General features: G+C 71.6%; 16 protein-coding genes and 1 tRNA gene. 9 read left to right on the forward strand and 8 right to left on the reverse strand.

Features of this window, described 5'->3' with window-relative positions:
• Positions 1-93: 93 nt before the first annotated feature.
• The 3 genes from ACTIDRAF_RS35280 to ACTIDRAF_RS0210390 form a co-directional block, all read right to left on the reverse strand.
• Complete coding sequence (locus tag ACTIDRAF_RS35280; protein WP_016698673.1) at positions 94-216, reverse strand: hypothetical protein; 123 nt, start codon at positions 214-216, stop codon at positions 94-96.
• Positions 217-935: 719 nt separating this feature from the next.
• A complete protein-coding gene (locus ACTIDRAF_RS35560) occupies positions 936-1,211 on the reverse strand; it encodes a hypothetical protein (protein ID WP_016698674.1) in 276 nt (91 codons plus the stop codon).
• Positions 1,212-1,444: 233 nt separating this feature from the next.
• Positions 1,445-2,290, reverse strand: a complete 846-nt coding sequence (locus ACTIDRAF_RS0210390; RefSeq protein WP_016698676.1) for a putative RNA methyltransferase — start codon at positions 2,288-2,290, stop codon at positions 1,445-1,447.
• Between the two features lie 285 nt (positions 2,291-2,575).
• Here ACTIDRAF_RS0210390 and ACTIDRAF_RS0210395 point away from each other — a divergent pair, with 285 nt between their 5' ends.
• Together ACTIDRAF_RS0210395 and ACTIDRAF_RS0210400 are read left to right on the forward strand one after the other, a co-directional pair.
• On the forward strand, positions 2,576-3,838 hold the full coding sequence (locus ACTIDRAF_RS0210395; protein ID WP_016698677.1) for an MFS transporter: 1,263 nt from the start codon (positions 2,576-2,578) through the stop codon (positions 3,836-3,838).
• A 325-nt stretch (positions 3,839-4,163) separates the two neighbouring features.
• Positions 4,164-4,239 (forward strand) — tRNA-Ala (locus ACTIDRAF_RS0210400).
• Between the two features lie 459 nt (positions 4,240-4,698).
• On the opposite strand, the gene ACTIDRAF_RS34460 is transcribed toward ACTIDRAF_RS0210400, so the two are convergent.
• Both ACTIDRAF_RS34460 and ACTIDRAF_RS34465 read right to left on the reverse strand, forming a co-directional pair.
• Entirely contained in the window at positions 4,699-5,043 is a 345-nt protein-coding gene (locus ACTIDRAF_RS34460) for an ArsR/SmtB family transcription factor (RefSeq protein WP_016698678.1), read from the reverse strand.
• Positions 5,040-5,516: an SRPBCC domain-containing protein gene (locus tag ACTIDRAF_RS34465; protein ID WP_016698679.1), complete on the reverse strand. Its 477-nt coding sequence runs from the start codon at positions 5,514-5,516 to the stop codon at positions 5,040-5,042. Before ACTIDRAF_RS34465 ends, ACTIDRAF_RS34460 begins: the two co-directional genes overlap by 4 nt.
• Before the next feature lie 71 nt (positions 5,517-5,587).
• Between ACTIDRAF_RS34465 and ACTIDRAF_RS0210415 the strand changes: the two genes are divergently transcribed.
• Entirely contained in the window at positions 5,588-5,971 is a 384-nt protein-coding gene (locus ACTIDRAF_RS0210415) for a VOC family protein (RefSeq protein WP_016698680.1), read from the forward strand.
• Between the two features lie 204 nt (positions 5,972-6,175).
• Here ACTIDRAF_RS0210415 and ACTIDRAF_RS0210420 read toward each other — a convergent pair whose 3' ends face one another.
• Positions 6,176-7,147 carry a LysR family transcriptional regulator gene (locus ACTIDRAF_RS0210420; RefSeq protein WP_016698681.1) on the reverse strand — a complete coding sequence of 324 codons (972 nt, stop codon included), beginning with the start codon at positions 7,145-7,147 and terminating at the stop codon, positions 6,176-6,178.
• Positions 7,148-7,243: 96 nt separating this feature from the next.
• On the opposite strand from ACTIDRAF_RS0210420, the gene ACTIDRAF_RS28170 reads away from it, so the two are divergent.
• The 4 genes from ACTIDRAF_RS28170 to ACTIDRAF_RS0210440 all read left to right on the forward strand — a co-directional run bounded on the left by ACTIDRAF_RS28170 (position 7,244) and on the right by ACTIDRAF_RS0210440 (position 12,688).
• Positions 7,244-8,521, forward strand: coding sequence for an MFS transporter (locus tag ACTIDRAF_RS28170; protein ID WP_016698682.1), 1,278 nt, complete (start codon positions 7,244-7,246; stop codon positions 8,519-8,521).
• Between the two features lie 309 nt (positions 8,522-8,830).
• Positions 8,831-9,541, forward strand: coding sequence for an NUDIX hydrolase (locus ACTIDRAF_RS0210430; protein ID WP_026065964.1), 711 nt, complete (start codon positions 8,831-8,833; stop codon positions 9,539-9,541).
• 16 nt (positions 9,542-9,557) lie between these two features.
• Positions 9,558-10,703, forward strand: a complete 1,146-nt coding sequence (locus ACTIDRAF_RS0210435) for a 5'-methylthioadenosine/S-adenosylhomocysteine nucleosidase family protein (RefSeq protein ID WP_016698684.1) — start codon at positions 9,558-9,560, stop codon at positions 10,701-10,703.
• Positions 10,700-12,688: a hypothetical protein gene (locus ACTIDRAF_RS0210440; protein WP_016698685.1), complete on the forward strand. Its 1,989-nt coding sequence runs from the start codon at positions 10,700-10,702 to the stop codon at positions 12,686-12,688. The genes ACTIDRAF_RS0210435 and ACTIDRAF_RS0210440 overlap by 4 nt, the downstream gene beginning before the upstream one ends.
• Positions 12,689-12,766: 78 nt before the next feature.
• Here the strand turns inward: ACTIDRAF_RS0210440 and ACTIDRAF_RS0210445 are convergent, their stop codons facing one another.
• A complete protein-coding gene (locus ACTIDRAF_RS0210445; RefSeq protein ID WP_016698686.1) occupies positions 12,767-13,213 on the reverse strand; it encodes an RrF2 family transcriptional regulator in 447 nt (148 codons plus the stop codon).
• 141 nt (positions 13,214-13,354) lie between these two features.
• Here ACTIDRAF_RS0210445 and ACTIDRAF_RS0210450 point away from each other — a divergent pair, with 141 nt between their 5' ends.
• The gene (locus tag ACTIDRAF_RS0210450) at positions 13,355-14,476 is read left to right on the forward strand and encodes an NADH:flavin oxidoreductase (protein ID WP_016698687.1); all 1,122 of its coding nucleotides are present in this window, start codon (positions 13,355-13,357) and stop codon (positions 14,474-14,476) included.
• Between the two features lie 219 nt (positions 14,477-14,695).
• Here ACTIDRAF_RS0210450 and ACTIDRAF_RS0210455 read toward each other — a convergent pair whose 3' ends face one another.
• On the reverse strand, positions 14,696-15,580 hold the full coding sequence (locus ACTIDRAF_RS0210455; protein WP_016698688.1) for an alpha/beta fold hydrolase: 885 nt from the start codon (positions 15,578-15,580) through the stop codon (positions 14,696-14,698).
• 588 nt (positions 15,581-16,168) lie between these two features.
• Here ACTIDRAF_RS0210455 and ACTIDRAF_RS0210460 point away from each other — a divergent pair.
• On the forward strand, positions 16,169-17,119 hold a 951-nt coding region (locus ACTIDRAF_RS0210460; protein ID WP_016698689.1), incomplete at its 3' end, for an AfsR/SARP family transcriptional regulator.

Consider the following 17,119-nt stretch of genomic DNA (forward strand, 5'->3'; position numbering starts at 1 on the left):
GGTGCGGCCGCGTCAGGTGTCGGCCGCACCCGCCGAAGGACGCCGACGGTCGCGGATCGGCTCCCTGTGTCACGCGACCCGGCGCCGGCCCCGTCAGGCCGCGTAACGCGGTGCGGGGAGTTCGCCCACCAGCGTGCCCGGCTGCTCGTCGCCGATCACTCCGATGACCTGCGTCGGCCAGTCCGAACCCCGGTGGGAACGGGCCGCCGGCCGCACCCGAACCTCACTCGCCCGACAGGAATCACAGCACGCGCATTCGTAACGACGAAGGGTCGCGGTCGCGAAACGCGCCACGGAAACCACGTTGAACTCGTGGCGCCCGACGACACAGGAACAACCGTTCCCCAGGACAGCGCGATCACGCGCCGAGCGGAGTTCGTCGCCCAAGGTAACGTCCATGCCCTCTCCTACCGGCCCCGGAGGACCGAAATCGTGACGTCGCCGCCCGGACGTAGCGCGAGAACGGAACACGGAGCGGTCCCACCACCCCGCCGCGCGGCGACCTGGAATGGAAACTTCCCCTCAACGCCCTGACCAGAGCACCTGGCGAGCGATTTCGACGGTCCACCGGAGCCGCACCGGCCACCACACCATCGAACAAAGAGGACTCCACCGAAGAATATCCCACCGGACAAGAAGCGCACAAGACATCGGGAATCCCTTGCGTTCACATCTACTTCACCTCGTCTCGAGTTGCGCACGACCTGCCCGGATTCGACAGGAAAGCGCCACGGATCCCACCGCCCGCATCCATGTTCGCGCCGGGTTTCCCGTTGTCGGTCCACCACCCCCAAAGCCCGATCACCAGAAACGGGAAATTATGGTGATTCGCTTCACAACCGAGCAACAAACCGAGGGGCCATCACTCGGGAGGGGAATCCACCTCGGACGGCGACCGTTCCGTTCCCCTCCGTTCCCATGCAGGGGGATGGCTGTCACTGGTCCCGGACCACGGGGCCGTCGCGCCCCCGGCCCCGCCCGGGGAGTGCGGCGCCGTGCCGTGGATCAACAGGGGCCTCCTCGACGAACCCGCCTCCACACCCGGCGTCGCCCCGGCCAGGCACGTCCTCGCCCCCGTCCGACGGCTCACCCGGCGCGGCCCTGGGGGTGGTGCTCATCAGCCACACCATGAACGACGTGTTCGAGGTCGCCACCCGGATCGCGACCTGGGCCGGCTCGTCGCCGAACTCCCCACCCGGGACACCACGCACGCCCCGGTGGTGGAACCCGTCCCGGGACGGGCGTCCCGCCCCTGGCGCGCTCGTGGCCAAGGAACACGTTCCGCACGATGTCGCGGTCGTCGGTGAGCCCCAGGTCCTGGTGCTGACCTCGCTACCCGCCGGCGGGCCGCCCGGCCAGCGCCGAGCGAGCGGGGGACGCGGGTCGGCACGTCGCGGCAGCGGCAGGACGACGCGACCGCCACGACGGCGACAGGACGACGGTTTCACCGGGGCCGGTAGACCGAGAGCTCCACCGCGCCGGTCACCGACACCACCTCGGGCTGTCCCGCCAGCCACGACGAGACCTCCACCCCCTGGACGTGATGGGCGCTCGGCCCCATCCCCACCAGCCGCCGCACCTCGGCGTGGTCGAGAACCAGCCCGAACTCCAGCGGACGGCGCTCCACGGGCCGGAAATGGGCGCCGAGCTGGTCGTCCACCCGCTCCCGCTTCCTGGTGTCCACCCCGACCAGCCCCAACGGCCCCACCAGCTCGGCCAGGTGGTGGTCCTCGGGCGTGACCACGAGCAGCACGCCGTCCGCGGCGAGCACCCGGCGCATCTCGACCGGGTTCCTCGGCGCGAACACGTTCAGCACCAGGTCGACGGCGTGGTCCCGCACCGGCAGGCCCGCCCAGGCGTCGGCGACCACCGCACCGGCCCTCGGGTGGCAGCGGGCGGCGCGCCGCGCCGCGTACCGGGACACGTCCACGGCGACGCCCCGGGAGCGGGACAGCCGGTCGAGGACACCCGCCAGGTAGTAGCCCGTCCCGGCCCCCACCTCCACGACCCGGGCAGGGCCTCCCCCGCTCTCCACGGCGGTGGCGGCCGTGGCGGCCACCAGGTCGCGGATCGGCGCGTAGTGGCCAGCGGCGAGGAAGTCCGCCCGATCGGCCACCATCGCGGCGGTGTCCCCGCCGTGCCCGGAGTGGCGCCCGGTCAGCAGGCTCACGTATCCCTGCCTGGCCACGTCGAAGTGGTGCCCCTCCTCGCACCGCAGCCCGGACGGGACCGCTGAGCAGGCCCGGCCGCAGTGCGGACAGGCCAGGACATCCACGACGTCGGAGAGCACGGGGCGGAACCTTCGGGGCTGGGGTGATGACGGGCGACGCTCAGCCTAGGCAGCGATCGCACCGGCCCGGCGGTGGGTGCCCAGCCCCGCTCCCGGTGGCTCGGCTCACAACCGGTTCAGGGAAGCAGGTGATCTCGTGCACGGTTGGGGGGAGGGTGCCTCAGGGTCGAGGTCCCGTGCTCGGGGTCCTCCCCTCCCCCAGCTGAGTCCCACGTCACGAGCGGTCACCCACGTCGTCAGCCGCACGACGAGCACCGCTCGCCCCACCACCGATCTGGAGAAGTCGTGCCACTCGCCCTCCTCGCCCTGGCCGTCGGCGCCTTCGGGCTGGGCACCACGGAGTTCGTCATGATGGGCCTGCTGCCGGAGATCGCCGCCGGCAACGAGGTGTCCATCCCCACGGCGGGACACCTGATCTCCGGCTACGCCCTCGGGGTGGTGATCGGCGCGCCCGCCCTCACCGCCGTGGGTGCCCGCCTGCCCAGGAAGACGATGCTGCTCGGCACGATGGCGCTGTTCACCGCGTCGAACCTGGTGTCGGCGCTGGCCCCCAACCACGAGACCCTGCTCGCCACCCGGGTCCTCGCCGGGCTGCCCCACGGGACGTTCTTCGGAGTGGGCGCCGTCGTCGCGGCCAGCCTGGTCGCCCGCGAACACCGGGCGAAGGCGGTCTCGATGATGTTCGCCGGGCTCACCCTCGCGAACGTCGTCGGCGTGCCGCTCGGCACCCTGCTCGGGCAGCAGGTCGGCTGGCGGTGGACCTTCGTCATGGTCGGCCTGGTGGGCGCGGCGGCGCTGGTCAGCGTCGCGGCCCTGGTCCCCCGGCAGCCCGCGCCACGGGACGCGGGGATGCGCCGGGAGCTCGGGGCGTTCCGCCGGCCCCAGGTGTGGCTGGCGCTGGGCATCGTCACCTTCGGCTTCGGCGGGACCTTCGCCTGCTTCAGCTACATCACCCCGATGATGACCGACGTCGCCGGTTACGACGCCGGCAGCGTGACCTGGCTGCTGGCGTTGTTCGGCGTCGGCATGACGATCGGCAACCTGCTGGGCGGCCGGCTCGCCGACCGGGCGTTGATGCCCAGCCTGTACGGGTTCCTCGCCGGCCTGGCCCTCATGCTGGGCCTGTTCGCCTTCACCGCGCACGACAAGGTGCTCGCCGCCGTCACGATCTTCCTGATCGGCGTGACCGGTTTCGCCGCCGGTCCGACGGTGCAGACGCTGATCCTGGACCGGGCGGAGGGCGCGCCGAGCCTGGCGGCCGCCAGCATCCAGTCCGCGTTCAACATCGCCAACGCGATCGGCGCCTACCTGGGTGGGCTGGTCATCAGCGCTGGGCTGGGCCTCACCGCTCCGAACCTCGTCGGCGCGGGGCTGGCCGTGGTGGGCCTGGGCATCGCGGTCGTCTCCGGGGTGTTGGCCCGCCGGGAGAACGCGCGCGAGGGCGGCGGACCGACCCCCTCCGAGGGTGATGGCTCCACGGGTGCCGAGCTGCCGGCCGCCCCGGCTGGCGGGTTCGGGGAGCGGGCCACCTCCCCGATCGGCCGCTGAGCGACCCCCGGGGCACCACCCGCCCGCCGGCGGCCCCCAAGAGGGGAGGACCCCACCTCGGGCGGCGCCGAGGGAGGCGGCGGCCCGGGCGGGGAGGGAAGCGCGAGCCCGGCCACCTCGCGCGTCCGGCCCCGAACACCGCACAGCGGGCGTCCCTCGGCCCCAGGACCGGGCGTCATGGCCGACCGCGCTCGTTCCCGCAGCTCAGACCGGCCCTCACCCGGGCTGGCGCCGGAAGCGCACCCCCCTGCGCACACCCCCTCTCGGGGTGTTGTACTGTATCCCTGCGAGCGAACGGAGGGGGTCCTCCGGGAGCGAGTAACACGGGGCTGTGGCGCAGCTGGTAGCGCATCACACTGGCAGTGTGAGGGTCAGGGGTTCGAGTCCCCTCAGCTCCACCACCATCGAAACCCTCCTGATCGGGATCACCATCCAGGTCAGGAGGGTTTTTCGTGGTTCGCGGACAGTTGCCGTTGACATTGACCCGCTGGCGCTGGGTCGGTCCAGCCGGTGCGGATGGCGCCCGTCCGGGTCCTCACCGGCCGCCGTCCTCGATGACCACGAGATCGTCTCCGTCGACGAGGATGCTGACACCGCCGGGTGCCACGGTGACCTGGGCGGGTGTCGCGGCGGTCGACCCGACGTGCCGCGCTCACTCCCCGCGCGGCCGTGAGGCGGGACCGTATCCGCCCTGCCTTTCCGGCGTGGCGACCCCTGTCATGGCGCGGTCCCTCTGGATCGGGAGGTGACCCCGAGGGGCGGCTGCCAGGCCAGGAGGCCTGATCAGCTGGTGGGCCGTGGGTTGGTCGGGCCGTGGCGGCCCAGTGGCGCGACGCACTCGCCGAAGCCCGGACCACCGCTCACCCCGGCTCCCCTGGCTCGGTTCCGGACGTCGCCCGCTCCCGGAGACGTTCCAGCCGCCGATCCCAGGCCGCGGCCATCAGGCCCAGCTGGTTGGCAGCGGCACCGAGCCGTGTTCCCACCGCCCTGTACCGCAACTCCCGACCGTGTCGCTCCCGCTCGACCAGGCCGGCTCCCCGAAGGATCTCCAGGTGGCGGGAGATCGCCTGCCGGGTGACGGGCAAGCCCTCGGCGAGGGCGGAGGCGGAGGCGGCACCGGCCTCCAGCCTGCGGAGGATCGCCCACCGCGTGTCGTCCCCAAGAGCGGAACAGATCTCCACGACCGTCCGGTCGGGCCCGTTCACCGCGCCGTCCGTCCGACGTGCCGGTGGAGCGCCGCGAGTTCCTGCCGCCAGCCCTCGGTGTTGTCGTCGAGCATCCTGCGCCGGAGCAGTGCGGTCTCGTCCAGCTCCGCGAAGCCGCTCTCCACCACCCGCAGCCGGACCGAGGAGGTACCGACGGGTCGGAGGAGGAACTCGACGAGCGTCGAGTTCCCAGGCCCGAGGGCGGCGACGCGCCCAGTCTCCGAAGGGCCGCCGTACCAGCGGAAGGCGATGTACTCGTGGGGCCGGCTGTCGACGGTCTCCACGGCGAAGACGCCGTGCTCCGGGTCGCGGACCAGGACCCGGGCGTCTCCGTCGGCCTGGAGCTCGTGCGGGGTGATCTCGCCGCCGTTGATCCACCAGCCCGGTTCGGACACCAGGTCCCAGACCACTCGAGGCGGCGCCTCGATCAGGATGTCCCGTTCGATCCGGTCCGCGTTCCCATCCAGCGACATGCAACCAGCCTATTGCATCAACGCTCGCTTTAGTGCAACCATCTCGTTGCACTTCGCTCCAGGAGGTACCAATGCCCAGTCCCCAGTTCCGCGGTGGCCCCAACATCGCCATGAAACTGCCCGCCGCGCGCTTCGACGACACGGTCGCCTTCTACCGGGACGTGCTCGGTCTCCACGTCACCGAGGAACCAGCCGCGCCGGTCGGGATGGTCTCGCGCTCGGCGCGGGTCGATTTCGGCGCCTACGCCCTGTGGCTCGACCGGGTGGACAACTACGCGCGCTCCGATATCTGGCTGGAGCTCACCACCGACGACCTCGACGATGCCGTCCGACACCTCGCGGCGCACGGCGTCGGCACGAACGACGAGCTGGAGGAACTCCCGCCGGGAAGCCGAGCCCACTGGGTGTGCGCGCCGACAGGGGTGCCGCACATCCTGCACCCGCACACGTCATGACCAACCGCCGCACCACCTCGGCCAGTCAGCGCGCTGCGTGACGGGCCGGGTCCGACGGCCCGGCGGGCTCGTGGGCTGCCGCCGCCCCGGGACGGAGGGCCTCGAGCCCTCGCCCACGCCCCCTCCTCCGGAGGCGCGGCGCGGCCCGCCGCCCCACCCGAGCGGAAGCCCCGGTGGTGGCCGGTGGCCCACCCGGCACCCGCGTCAGCCCACGACGACCGGGGACGCCGACCTTCCGGGCCCCTCCTCGGCCGCTGTCGCCGCCCGAGCTCCCGCTGGGGCGACCGTGAAGGCGGTGCGCAGCAACCGCGCCAGGGTGACCAGCTGGTCGCCACCCCGATCACGACGCCACACCAACCCGAGCTGGGAGGACGCCTCCATGCCCGTCACCGGCAGGAAGCGAACGTCCCGGCGCGCCGCGCGGTCCGCGAGCGGGCGGCAGACCAGCATCACGTGCTCTCCGCCGGCGACCGTCGCGAGACCCTCGTGGATCGTGGAGATGGCCACGGACGAGGAGATCGGCAGGCCCGCCGGCGTCGCGCGCGGCACCCTCGCGGCCATCCAGTAGTCGGGTGCGTCGCCGAGGGGGCGGACGACGTCCCACTCCGCCAGCTCCTCGACCGTGACCGACGTCCGGCGGGCCAGCGGGTGGTTCGTCGAGACCGCCAGCAGCCGGTCCTGCGGGGGGAACCGGTACCCGACGGTGAGCGCGGCCTCGTGGCATGGCAGCTCCACCACCGCCGCGTCGACCCGACCCTCCACAACGGCGGTGAAGGGCGAACCCAGCGGTACCTCGCTCAGCGCCATCGACACCCCGTGCTCGGCGCGCAGCGACCGGAAGGCCTCGGTGATCTCCTCGTAGACGTCGCCGTGGAAACCCACTCGCAGCTCACGCAGCTCACGCCTCCGCGCGCGATCACGCGCTCGGGAGAAGACCGCCGTCAGTTCCTCGTAGGCGGGACGCACCTCGTCCACGAACTGGACCCCGAACCTCGTCAGCGCGACCCGCCGGCTGGTGCGCTCGACCAGCCGGACCCCGAGCCGCCGTTCGAGTTCGGCGACGAGCTGGCTGGCCCGGCTCTGCGAGTACCCGAGCCGCTCGGCGGTGCGGCCGAAGTGCAGCTCCTCCGCCAGCGTGAGCAGGCACTCGATCTGGTGCAGGTTGGCCTGGTGCACGGCACCCCCCTCCGACCACGTTCGATCAGCTCAGCTTATCGATCGGCGAGGAGATCGCCGTTGTTCGGCTGCCGTCCCGTTGCTTGCCTGGGGAGCATGAGTTCCTCCGCTTCCGCCGGGACCGGCTCCCACCACACGACCGCCTGGCAGTGGGTGGCGCTGGCCGTCCTGTCCCTGTCCACCTTCGTGGTCGTCACCTCGGAGATGCTGCCCGTGGGCGTGCTGACGCCCATGGCCGAGGGCTTGGGGGTCGGCTCGGGAACGGCCGGGTTCAGCCTGACGATCACCGGCCTGGTCACGGCGGTCACCGCGCCGGTGGTGCCCCGCGTGCTGGGTGGGGTGGACCGGCGGTGGGTCCTCGCGGTGTCGATGGTCGTGCTGGCGGCCGGGAACGCGCTCACCGCGGTCGCGGACGGGTTCGGGCTTCTCGTGGTCTCCCGCGTCATCCTCGGTCTGGGGATGGGAGCGGTGTGGGGGCTGGCGGCGGCGGTGGCCCCGCGCCTGGTCGGGCCCCGTCATGCGGCGCTGGCGGTGTCCTGCGCCGTCAGCGGGGTCGCGGCAGCCTCGGTGGCCGGCGTGCCCGCCGGCACCGTCATCGGCGACGCCTTCGGGTGGCGGGCGGCGTTCGTCGCGCTGGCCGTGAGCGCCGTCGTCCTGGCCGCCGCCCTGCTGGTCACGCTGCCCCGGTTGCCCAGGCCTCGGACCGGGCCGGCCGTTGGGGTGCCGGCCGGCCGGTCACCACTGGCTTCGAGGGCGGTCGTCGGCGGACTGGCCGTGGTCGTCGTCCTGGTCACCGCCCACTTCGCCGCATACACCTACGTGCGCCCCACCCTCGAGGGGCACGGGATGACGGCCGGCGGGATCGCCGTGGCGCTCCTCGTCTACGGGGTGTTCGGACTGGTGGGGAACTTCGCGGCCGGGGCCCTCGCGGCGGGGCGGCCGCGCGCGACCGTGCTGCTCCTGGCCGGCGGCATCGCCGCCTCCGTCGCCCTGCTCGCGCTGTCGGCGGGCCTGACCGGGGTCGCCGGGGTGGCGATGGGCCTGTGGGGCCTGGCCTACGGTGGTCTCTCGGTCGCCGGCCAGCTCTGGATGCAGCGGTCGGCTCCCGACCGCGTCGAGGAGGTGACCGGCCTCTACGTGGGCCTGTTCACGGCCGCCATCGCGCTCGGCGCCCTCCTCGGGGGAGGCCTGGTCGGAGCCGTCGGCATCGTGCCGCTGCTGTGGAGCGCGTCCTGCCTCGCCCTCGCCGCCCTCGCCATCGGCCTGGCGGGACCCCGCGCCGTTCCTCCCTCCGGGAGCGGGACCGACGGGAACGGCTCCCGGATGCCGGCCGAGCTGGCGAACCACCCCGGCACCACGGGTTCGCGCACCTGAACTCGCCGGCCACGGGTGCCCCGCCGGCCGGCCCACGAATGGGGTCGAGCAGGACCGTCCGCCGATCCCGCCTCGGCTGTCCGCACCCGAGGACCGGCTCGGGCGGCCTCCCTCGCCGCTGCCCTCCAACGGCGGCGAGGGGCAGCACGTGGTCACCACCCATCCCGCCGCCGAGTGGGTACTGAAGGCCGACCGCCCTCCCCACGAATGCAGGGTCGCCCAGTCGCGTTCCGTCCCGCCGCAGGTGGTTGCGAGGAGAAATAGAATTCACCCTTCCTGTCTAGTTGACAAGAAGATATAGTCCCCACCATGTCCGGCGAGACCTGGTCCCCTCCAGCAATCCTGATCGCTGTCGATCTCGTGATCCTCACACTCCGCTCGTCGGAGCTTCACGTTCTTCTCGTCGAACGCGGTACCGAACCGTACCGGGGCCAGCACGCACTACCGGGCGGCTTTCTGAACACCGCTGACGAGGACATCGTCGACGCGGCCCTTCGGGAGCTCCGCGAGGAGGCGAACCTCGATCTCTCCCGGCTGCACCTCGAACAACTGGGCGCCTATGGCGGCCCTGATCGGGATCCCCGGGGTCGCGTCATCTCCATCGCATACCTCGCGATAGCGCCGGAACTTCCCGAACCCGTCGCCGGCACTGACGCCGCCCGCGCGTTGTGGACGCCGGCGGCGGACCCCCTTTCCCGCACCACGCGCCTCGCCTTCGACCACGACCAGATCCTGGCGGACGGGATCGAACGCGCGCGGACGAAACTGGAGCGCACCTCCCTCGCCACGGCCTTCTGTCCGGAGCCGTTCACCTTGTCCGACCTGCAACAGGTCTACGAGGCCGTGTGGGGCGTCCGCCTCGACCAGGGGAACTTCTACCGGAAGGTTCGAGGGGTCCCAGGTTTCGTGCTACCCGCCGGCGAGGTGCGACGCCCGACCAAGGGACGCCCAGCACGGTTGTACAAGGCCGGCCCACGAACCACGCTGCACCCGCCGGTCGTTCGCCCCACGCTGCCCTGACCACCAAGGACATTGGATGACGGAAACACCGGTGGTGATCCTCACCGCCTTCGACCTCGAGTACCAAGCCGTGCGTGACCAGCTCGTGGGCCTCCACGTGCACCGACATGAGAGGGGGACACGTTTCGAACTCGGGCGGGTCAGGGGCACCCGGTGCCCGGTAGCGCTGGCGATGACCGGGAAGGGGAACAACGCCACCGCAGTACTCGCGGAACGAGCCCTCCAGCACTTCTCGCCCCTCGCCCTGCTCTTCGTGGGAGTGGCCGGCGCGCTGTGGGACACGACCCGACTCGGAGATGTCGTTGTCGCGACGCACGTCTACGCGTACCACGGCGGGACCAGCGAGGATGACGGGATGAAGGCCCGCCCGCGTGTGTGGGAAACGGCCCACGAGATCACCCAGCTCGCGGGACACATCAGCCGGACCGGCTGGACGAACGCGGCGGATCGGAGCTCCTCCCCGCCGCGCGTGCACCTCGGCGCCATCGCGGCGGGCGAGATCGTGCAGAACTCCCGCAGCTCCCGAGAGGCGGAGTGGCTACGTTCGCACTACAACGACGCGTTGGCGATCGAGATGGAGGGGGCCGGTGCCGCGCAGGCCGGTCACCTGAACGGGGCGCCCATCGCGGTCGTCCGGGGCATCAGCGATCGGGCCGATGGCTCCAAGTCCAGCACCGAAGATCGAGCTTGGCAGCCGCGAGCGGCATCCAATGCCGCGTCGTTCGCGGTACGGCTCGCCGCGGAACTCACCATGGAACGGGAGTACGCAGGCATGCGGAACACCAACGGACCCGAAGCCGGGAACACCGTCCACAACGTCGCTCATGGACAGGTCGGGATCCAGGGGTCCCACATCTACGACAGCACCGTGTACATGACCACCGCCGCGCTCGACCAGACCCCCAAGGGACTGGCCGTCGAACTCGCGTCCTTCCGCTCCTACCTGGAGGCCGAACGGGCCCGAGGAGCACTCGACGAGAGCACCTTCCGGGCAGCGGCGGCCGAGCTGACGATAGCCGACACCTCACTCCAGTCCGCCGAACCGGAGAAGAAGAGCCATTTCGTCCTGGCGCTCAAGAGGCTCCGAGGACTTGTCTCCGACATCACTGATCTCGCCACCAAGGTGACGGCGCTGATAGCGGCGGCTAGTGGGCTCTCATGACGTCGACCAGCGGAACCTTCAACACGGTCAGCTCACCCGGTAGCACGGTCGGGATCCAGGCCGAGCAGGTCCACAACTCCTCGGTCTACCAGATCCTCCCCGATGCCTCGCCAGAACAGAAGTACGAACTGGGCATCAGGTGCCTTGACGACGGAATACCCTCCCGTGCGAGGGAACTCATCGAGGATGCCATCGCACACGGTTTCAGCGGATGCGAAGCACGGTTTCACCTCGTCCTCGCGATGCTCGACAAGCGGTCACTGCGCGACCTTTCCCAGCAGGAACGGGATGACCTGGCCAACACCACCGCCGCCGTGCACCGATTCCCGAACGGTGAGTGGAAACGTGGCCTGGAGGCGATCTGCGAGCTACTGCGTGCTCTCAGACGTGTCGACGGCGATCCCGGCCCCGCGTTGGACAAGATCCTCGCCCTCGACCCTCCCCAACGTGACAAGATCATTCGTCACCTCGATCTCGTCCTCACCGGCGGTACCAAGGACAGGTTCTGGGCCGAGACCCACACGACCGCCCAGGAAAACAGGTTCAAGGGAGGACGAGGCGACCGCGTCTGGGCCTACTTCGAGCCCGATCCGGCTGAGGCGCGAGCCCGAAGGCCGCTCTACGCGCAGGCGACCACTGTTGACACGCTCGCGGCCTGCGCGTGGTCGACACTGGGTATCGCGGCCCTCGCGTACCTCGGTTGGATAGTCCTCGACACGGCGTCCCTTGCGACGATCCTCCCCGTCCTCGTCGTCATCAGCGCCGGTGTCGTGGCCGGGAGGACCAGCCTGGAGTGGCGCTACCGAACACAACGCCGCCTGGAGAAGGATGCGGACCACCTGGGACCGCGCACCACTCCCACGGCCGCGAACCGTGAGTTCTCCAGCGCGGTCGATTCGGCCTTCCGGCACTACTTCGACAAGTACGGCCCAACGGACGAAGGTCGTCAGACCTGGCAGGCTGGCACGAGGGGGATCCGGAGCACGCTGGCGACCGAGGTCGCCGAGATCTACACCGAATCCAGCATCGGAGTGGGAAATGTCCGGTGGTTGATCAGACACCTCGCACGAAGGACGAGGAAGAAATGGGACGAGGACACGCTCCTTGATCACCGCAGGCGGTACTCGGTCCGCACCTCGGTCAAACTCTGGTTCTCACTCTCCCTCACTACCCTGGCCATCTCCCTGGCCAGCCTGGTCCACTCGGCTGTTGACCAGTCACTGCTGCCAGCCTCCTCGGCGACACTCGCCCTGCTCGGGGCCGTTCCACCAGCGGTCCGGAGGTGGTACGCCGTGATAAGCGAGAGACGGCGGACGATCGAGGATTTCGGGGACTACTGGGACGAACTGCGCACACGCCAGGAGGAACACGACCGGTGGGTCTCCAAACTGGAATCCACGCGGCCCTCAGAGAAGGAACTGGAGGCCTGGCTGAACTGCGACAAGACAGTGCTGCTCAACTCAGCGCTCAAGCACTACAAGCTGGCATGGCGCGACATCATCGCGCACGCGTTCCTCCAGACGCCAGCCTCGCGACACACCCGAGCGCGAGTCACCGGCGGCCCCTGGCGATACTCCCGCTACGACATCAGCCTGTTCCTGATCACGCAGGACGGGGTTCGCGAGGTGAGCGTCGAACTCAACTTCGAACGAGTGTCCACCAGCGGCGAGACGAGGAACAACTTCCGATTCGATGCCGTTTCCTCGGTTCATGTGACCGAGACCAGCAGAGCTAGCTACACGCTGGAACTCACGCTTCTGAACGGCCCGGCCCGGAACATCCTGGTCACGCTGCCCGGAACAGGATCGTTCACCACAGGCGAGAATGAGGATTCGCTGTCACGGATCAATCTCGATTCGGCGGGCTTCACCCACACCCTGCACATCCTCGAGGGCATCGCGGCGGAGGGGAAGGCCTGGATAGAGCGGGACACCGAGCACGACCACGGATCACCACCAGGGCTGAAGGTGGCCGCTGGGCTGTAGTGCCCCACCAGCACGATCCGATGCCCGGAGGGCGGAGAGCCCCCTCGGCGCCATCGCCAGCGGGCAGGGAGGGCGGGGTCAACCGGCGTGACCGGGGGCGCAGTGGCTTCGGCTCGCTCGGAGGCCGTCGGCGAGCGTCTCCTGGTTGAGCATGGCCAGCACCGCGCCTTCGGCTCGTGCGGTGAGGTCCTCGAAGTAGGCGGAGGCGTGCGCGGCACCGACGCACCCGCTCTCGACCTCCGGCCGGCACACCCACAACGGCTTGTCGCCGACGGCACAGCGGTAGATCTCGGCCAGCGTGATGGCCTCGGCCGGTCGCGCCAGTCGGGTGCCGCCGGCCCGCCCCTTGATCGACTCGACCAGACCAGCGTGCCCCAGGGGGACGAGGAGCTTGCGGACCAGGCTGGGGTTGGCGCCGACGCGCTCGGCGAGCTGGCCGCTGCTCACGACCGGCGCGCCCTCCTCCTCGGCGATGGCCAGGAAGAACATGACGGCCAGCGCACTGGAGAACCTGATGTCCAGCACCGTCGCACCTCCCCGTTCGTCCCCGCAGCCTACTCGGCCACCACATCCCGACCCCAAATCGTCACAGACACAGTTGCATTTTCTGGCAGAAACTGTATCTTTCAAAGGAGCAATTCGTCGACCTCCCGGGAGTCCAGCCCCATGTCCACTCGCGTCGCCCAGGCCCTCGCCCGCCCGCTGACCCTGGGTTCGGCGGAACTGCCGAACCGCATCGTCATGGCCCCGATGACCAGGGCTTTCTCACCGGGAGGCGTCCCAGGAACGGATGTCGCCGACTACTACGCCCGCCGTGCCGCGGCCGGCACCGGTCTGATCATCACCGAGGGCACCTACATCGACCACCCCTCGGCCGGGGACGTGGAGAGCGTGCCCCGCTTCCACGGCGAGGCGCCGCTCGCCGGCTGGCGCCACGTCGTCGAGGCCGTGCACGCCGCCGGCGGCCGGATCATGCCCCAGCTGTGGCACGTGGGCATCCAACGCCCCGCCGGCAACCCGCCCTTCCCGGAGGCCCCCTCGGTCGGCCCGTCCGGGATCGCGCTGGACGGCACCGAGGGAGCCGGTGAGGCCCTCTCCCCCACCGAGATCGACCGCGTCATCACCGCGTTCGCCGAAGCTGCCCACCAGGCCGAACGCATCGGTTTCGACGGGATCGAGCTGCACGGCGCGCACGGCTACCTGATCGACCAGTTCCTCTGGGAGCGCACCAACCGGAGGACCGACGGCTACGGCGGCGACCTCGTCGCCCGCACCCGCTTCGCCACCGACGTCATCACCGCCGTGCGCGAACGCGTCGCTCCCGACTTCCCCGTCGTCCTCCGCTTCTCGCAGTGGAAGGCGGACAACTACGACGCGCGACTGGCCGAGACCCCCGACGAGCTCCAGCGGCTGCTCACCCCGCTGTCCGAGGCGGGCGTGACCGCCTTCCACGCGTCCACCCGCCGCTTCTGGGAGCCCGAGTTCCCCGACTCGGGTGTCGACCTGAACCTGGCCGGGTGGACCCGCAAGCTGACCGGGAAGCCCGTGATCACCGTCGGGTCGGTCGGCCTCGACTCCGTCTTCGAACCCGCCGCCCTCTTCGCGGGCCAGGGCGCCGGCGTGGAGAGCGTCAACCGGCTGCTGGACCGGCTGGAGCGTGACGAGTTCGACCTCGTCGCCGTCGGCCGCGCGCTGCTGGCCGACCCCGAGTGGGCGCGCAAGGTCCTGGAGGGACGCGAGGAGGAGCTCACCCCCTTCAGCGCGGACGCCCTGGGCACCCTGCGCTGACCGGTTCCCCGAACGCCGTCGTCGCCCCTGGCCGGCCCGAACGGTTCGGTTCGCGCCGATACCGGTCCCGTCGGGACAGGCGGTGGGAAGGGGCGACGACGGCCCGGCCGGTAGCACGCCGTCGGCGGGACGCCGCCGGGATGGCACGGAACGCCGGCAGGGGTGACGCCGGCACCAGGGGGCAGCCCTCCTCGTCCGGCCGCCACACCGGTCGGCCGCTCAGCGCGCCAGCAGGGCGCGCAACGCGTGGACGACCTCGCCGGGCGACTCCTCGGCCATGAAGTGCCCGGCGGACACCGTCGAGTGGGCGAGGTCGGGGGCCCACCGTCGCCACACCTCGCCGGCGTCGTAGCCGAGCGCGGCGCCCCAGTCCTGCTGGAGGACGGAGACGGGCATCCGCAGCTCGTTGCCGGCCAGCCGGTCCGCCTCGTCGTGCTCGATGTCGACGGTGGCCGAGGCCCGGTAGTCGGCCACGATGGAGGGAACCGCCTCCCGGGAGGCCCGCAGGTAGGCGGCCCGCACCTCCGCCGGGACGGCGTCCGGGTCCTGGCCCCACACGTCGAGGAAGTGGCCGAAGAAGGCGTCCGGCGCCGCCCCGATCAGGGCCTCCGGCAGCCCGGGCGGCTGGGCCATCAGGTAGAGGTGGAATCCGACGGCGGCGCTGACTCCACGCAGCACGTCCCAGGTGTCGAGGGTGGGGACGACGTCCAGCGCCGCCAGGTGGGTGACGGCGTCGGGGTGGTCGAGTCCCGCGCGGAACGCCACCAGCGCGCCCCGGTCGTGGCCGGCCAGCGCGAAGCGTTCGTGCCCGAACGCGTGCGCGAGGGTGACGACGTCCTCGGCCATGCGTCGCTTCGCGTAGGTGGTCCCGTCCGTGTCGGCGGGCTTGTCGCTGGCCCCGTAGCCCCGCAGGTCGGGGCAGAGGACGGTGTGGTCGGTGGCCAGGTCGGCGGCCACGTGCCGCCACATGAGGTGGGTCTGGGGGAAGCCGTGGAGGAGGACGACCGGGCTCCCGGTGCCCGCCACGGCGACGTGCAACTCCACTCCCCCTGCGACGGGGACCCGCTGGTAGTCGAATCCGGTGATGCGGACGTCGCTGTTCATCTCGTGCCTTCCTCTCGGGCGCGGCGTCCGGGTGACGCCGATGCCCCGAGCGTGTGCCGAGGCGATGAGCACCACGTCAGCGTTGGGTCAGCGCGGGATGAGCGTGGCCCGCGCGGCGCGCCACCGCGCTGGTCTCGCCGGCCACGTGAGAACGAGCCGGCCCACCCGGCGGGGTCTGGCGCCGAATTCGGGTGCCGGATCCGAGGACGCCTGGGCTACGTGCTCTCCCCCCGCCGGGGAACTCCCCCAGAACGAGGTCGACGTCCTCCGCCGGCTCCAGCGCGAGGGCCGGGTGGTGGCCATCGGGCCCCGCCCGAGACAGCGGCCGGGTGCCCGCTCGGCGGCGCGGTGGTCAGGGCCAGCCGACTCCCGCCCACGGGCCGGCGCACCGGTCCGGCGTCGGCGGCACCGATCACGCGTCCCGCGACGGTGGAGGTGGCGCGCGTGGCCGCCGGTGCTCCCCACCGTCACTGGGACGGTGCTCGTCGACCATGCGGCGCCGGAGAACGACTTCCTCGGGGTCACCACACCCCGGCTGCCGTGGTGCCCCAGCGCGGTTACAGTGCCGGACCGGTGGCTGCGGAGAGGATGTCGGTGACCTCGTCGGTGTGGTTCTCGGTGCTCGGTCCGCTGGCGGCCGGGAACGCGGGAGGACCGCTGGCCCTGCCCGGCCCCCGGCACCGCGCGGTGTTGGCCAGGCTGCTGGTGGCGCGGGGTCGCGTCGTTCCGGTGGACCGCCTGGTCGATGACCTGTGGGATCCCGCGCCCGCCGGCGCCGTGGGAGCGTTGCGGACCTTCGTCTCGGCCTTGCGCCGCGTGCTGGAACCCGACCGGCCTCCTCGGGCCCCGGCCCGGCTGCTGGTCACCTCCCCTCCCGGGTACGCGCTGCGGGTGGACCCCGACGCGGTGGACGCGCGACGGTTCGAGACGGCCGTCGCCGACTCCGGTGAACTGCTCGCCTCCGGTCGGCCCGCTTCGGCCCTCGCGCTGCTCGACGAGGCGCTCGGGTGGTGGCGTGGTCCGGCGTACGCGGGGTTCGAGGAATACCCGTGGGCGCGGGCGGAGATCAACCGGCTCGACGAGTCACGACTGGTGGCGGTGGAGCGCAGGGCGGCCGCCCTGATCGCCGGGGGCCGGGGGCCGGAGGCGGTGCCCGACCTGGAGGCGCAGGTGGCCGGGCACCCGTGGCGGGAGGAGGGGTGGCGGCTCCTGGCACTGGCCCTGTACCGAGCCGGGAGGCAGGGCGACGCCTTGTCCGCCCTGCGCCGCGCGCGCCGGGTGCTGGCCGAGGAGCTGGGAGTGGATCCGGGGCCGGAGTTGCGCCGGCTGGAGGCGGACGTGTTGGCGCAGGCCGAGCACCTGCTGCCGGCGGAGTGGCCGTGGGAGCGTGACACCGGCGGTTCCGACCCGGGCGGCCCCTCCTCGACAGGACGGGAGAGCCCGGTGGCACCGGCGGCGGGACCCGTCGAGCCCCTCGGTACCGATCGGGCCGGGGGGCGGTCGGGTGCCTCGACGCCGAACCGGCGCGGGCGGGCGGCC

This window comes from Actinoalloteichus spitiensis RMV-1378, assembly GCF_000239155.1.
In the GTDB taxonomy this organism is placed as follows: domain Bacteria; phylum Actinomycetota; class Actinomycetes; order Mycobacteriales; family Pseudonocardiaceae; genus Actinoalloteichus_B; species Actinoalloteichus_B spitiensis.

Bases quoted from the DNA above. Each gene is read 5' to 3' on its own strand.
- ACTIDRAF_RS0210455 (WP_016698688.1), bottom strand. From the start codon at position 15,580: ATGAACAGCGACGTCCGCATCACCGGATTCGACTACCAGCGGGTCCCC.
- ACTIDRAF_RS0210435 (WP_016698684.1), top strand. From the start codon at position 9,558: ATGACGGAAACACCGGTGGTGATCCTCACCGCCTTCGACCTCGAGTAC.
- ACTIDRAF_RS0210450 (WP_016698687.1), top strand. From the start codon at position 13,355: ATGTCCACTCGCGTCGCCCAGGCCCTCGCCCGCCCGCTGACCCTGGGT.
- ACTIDRAF_RS0210430 (WP_026065964.1), top strand. From the start codon at position 8,831: ATGTCCGGCGAGACCTGGTCCCCTCCAGCAATCCTGATCGCTGTCGAT.
- ACTIDRAF_RS0210415 (WP_016698680.1), top strand. From the start codon at position 5,588: ATGCCCAGTCCCCAGTTCCGCGGTGGCCCCAACATCGCCATGAAACTG.
- ACTIDRAF_RS34465 (WP_016698679.1), bottom strand. From the start codon at position 5,516: ATGTCGCTGGATGGGAACGCGGACCGGATCGAACGGGACATCCTGATC.
- ACTIDRAF_RS0210440 (WP_016698685.1), top strand. From the start codon at position 10,700: ATGACGTCGACCAGCGGAACCTTCAACACGGTCAGCTCACCCGGTAGC.
- ACTIDRAF_RS28170 (WP_016698682.1), top strand. From the start codon at position 7,244: ATGAGTTCCTCCGCTTCCGCCGGGACCGGCTCCCACCACACGACCGCC.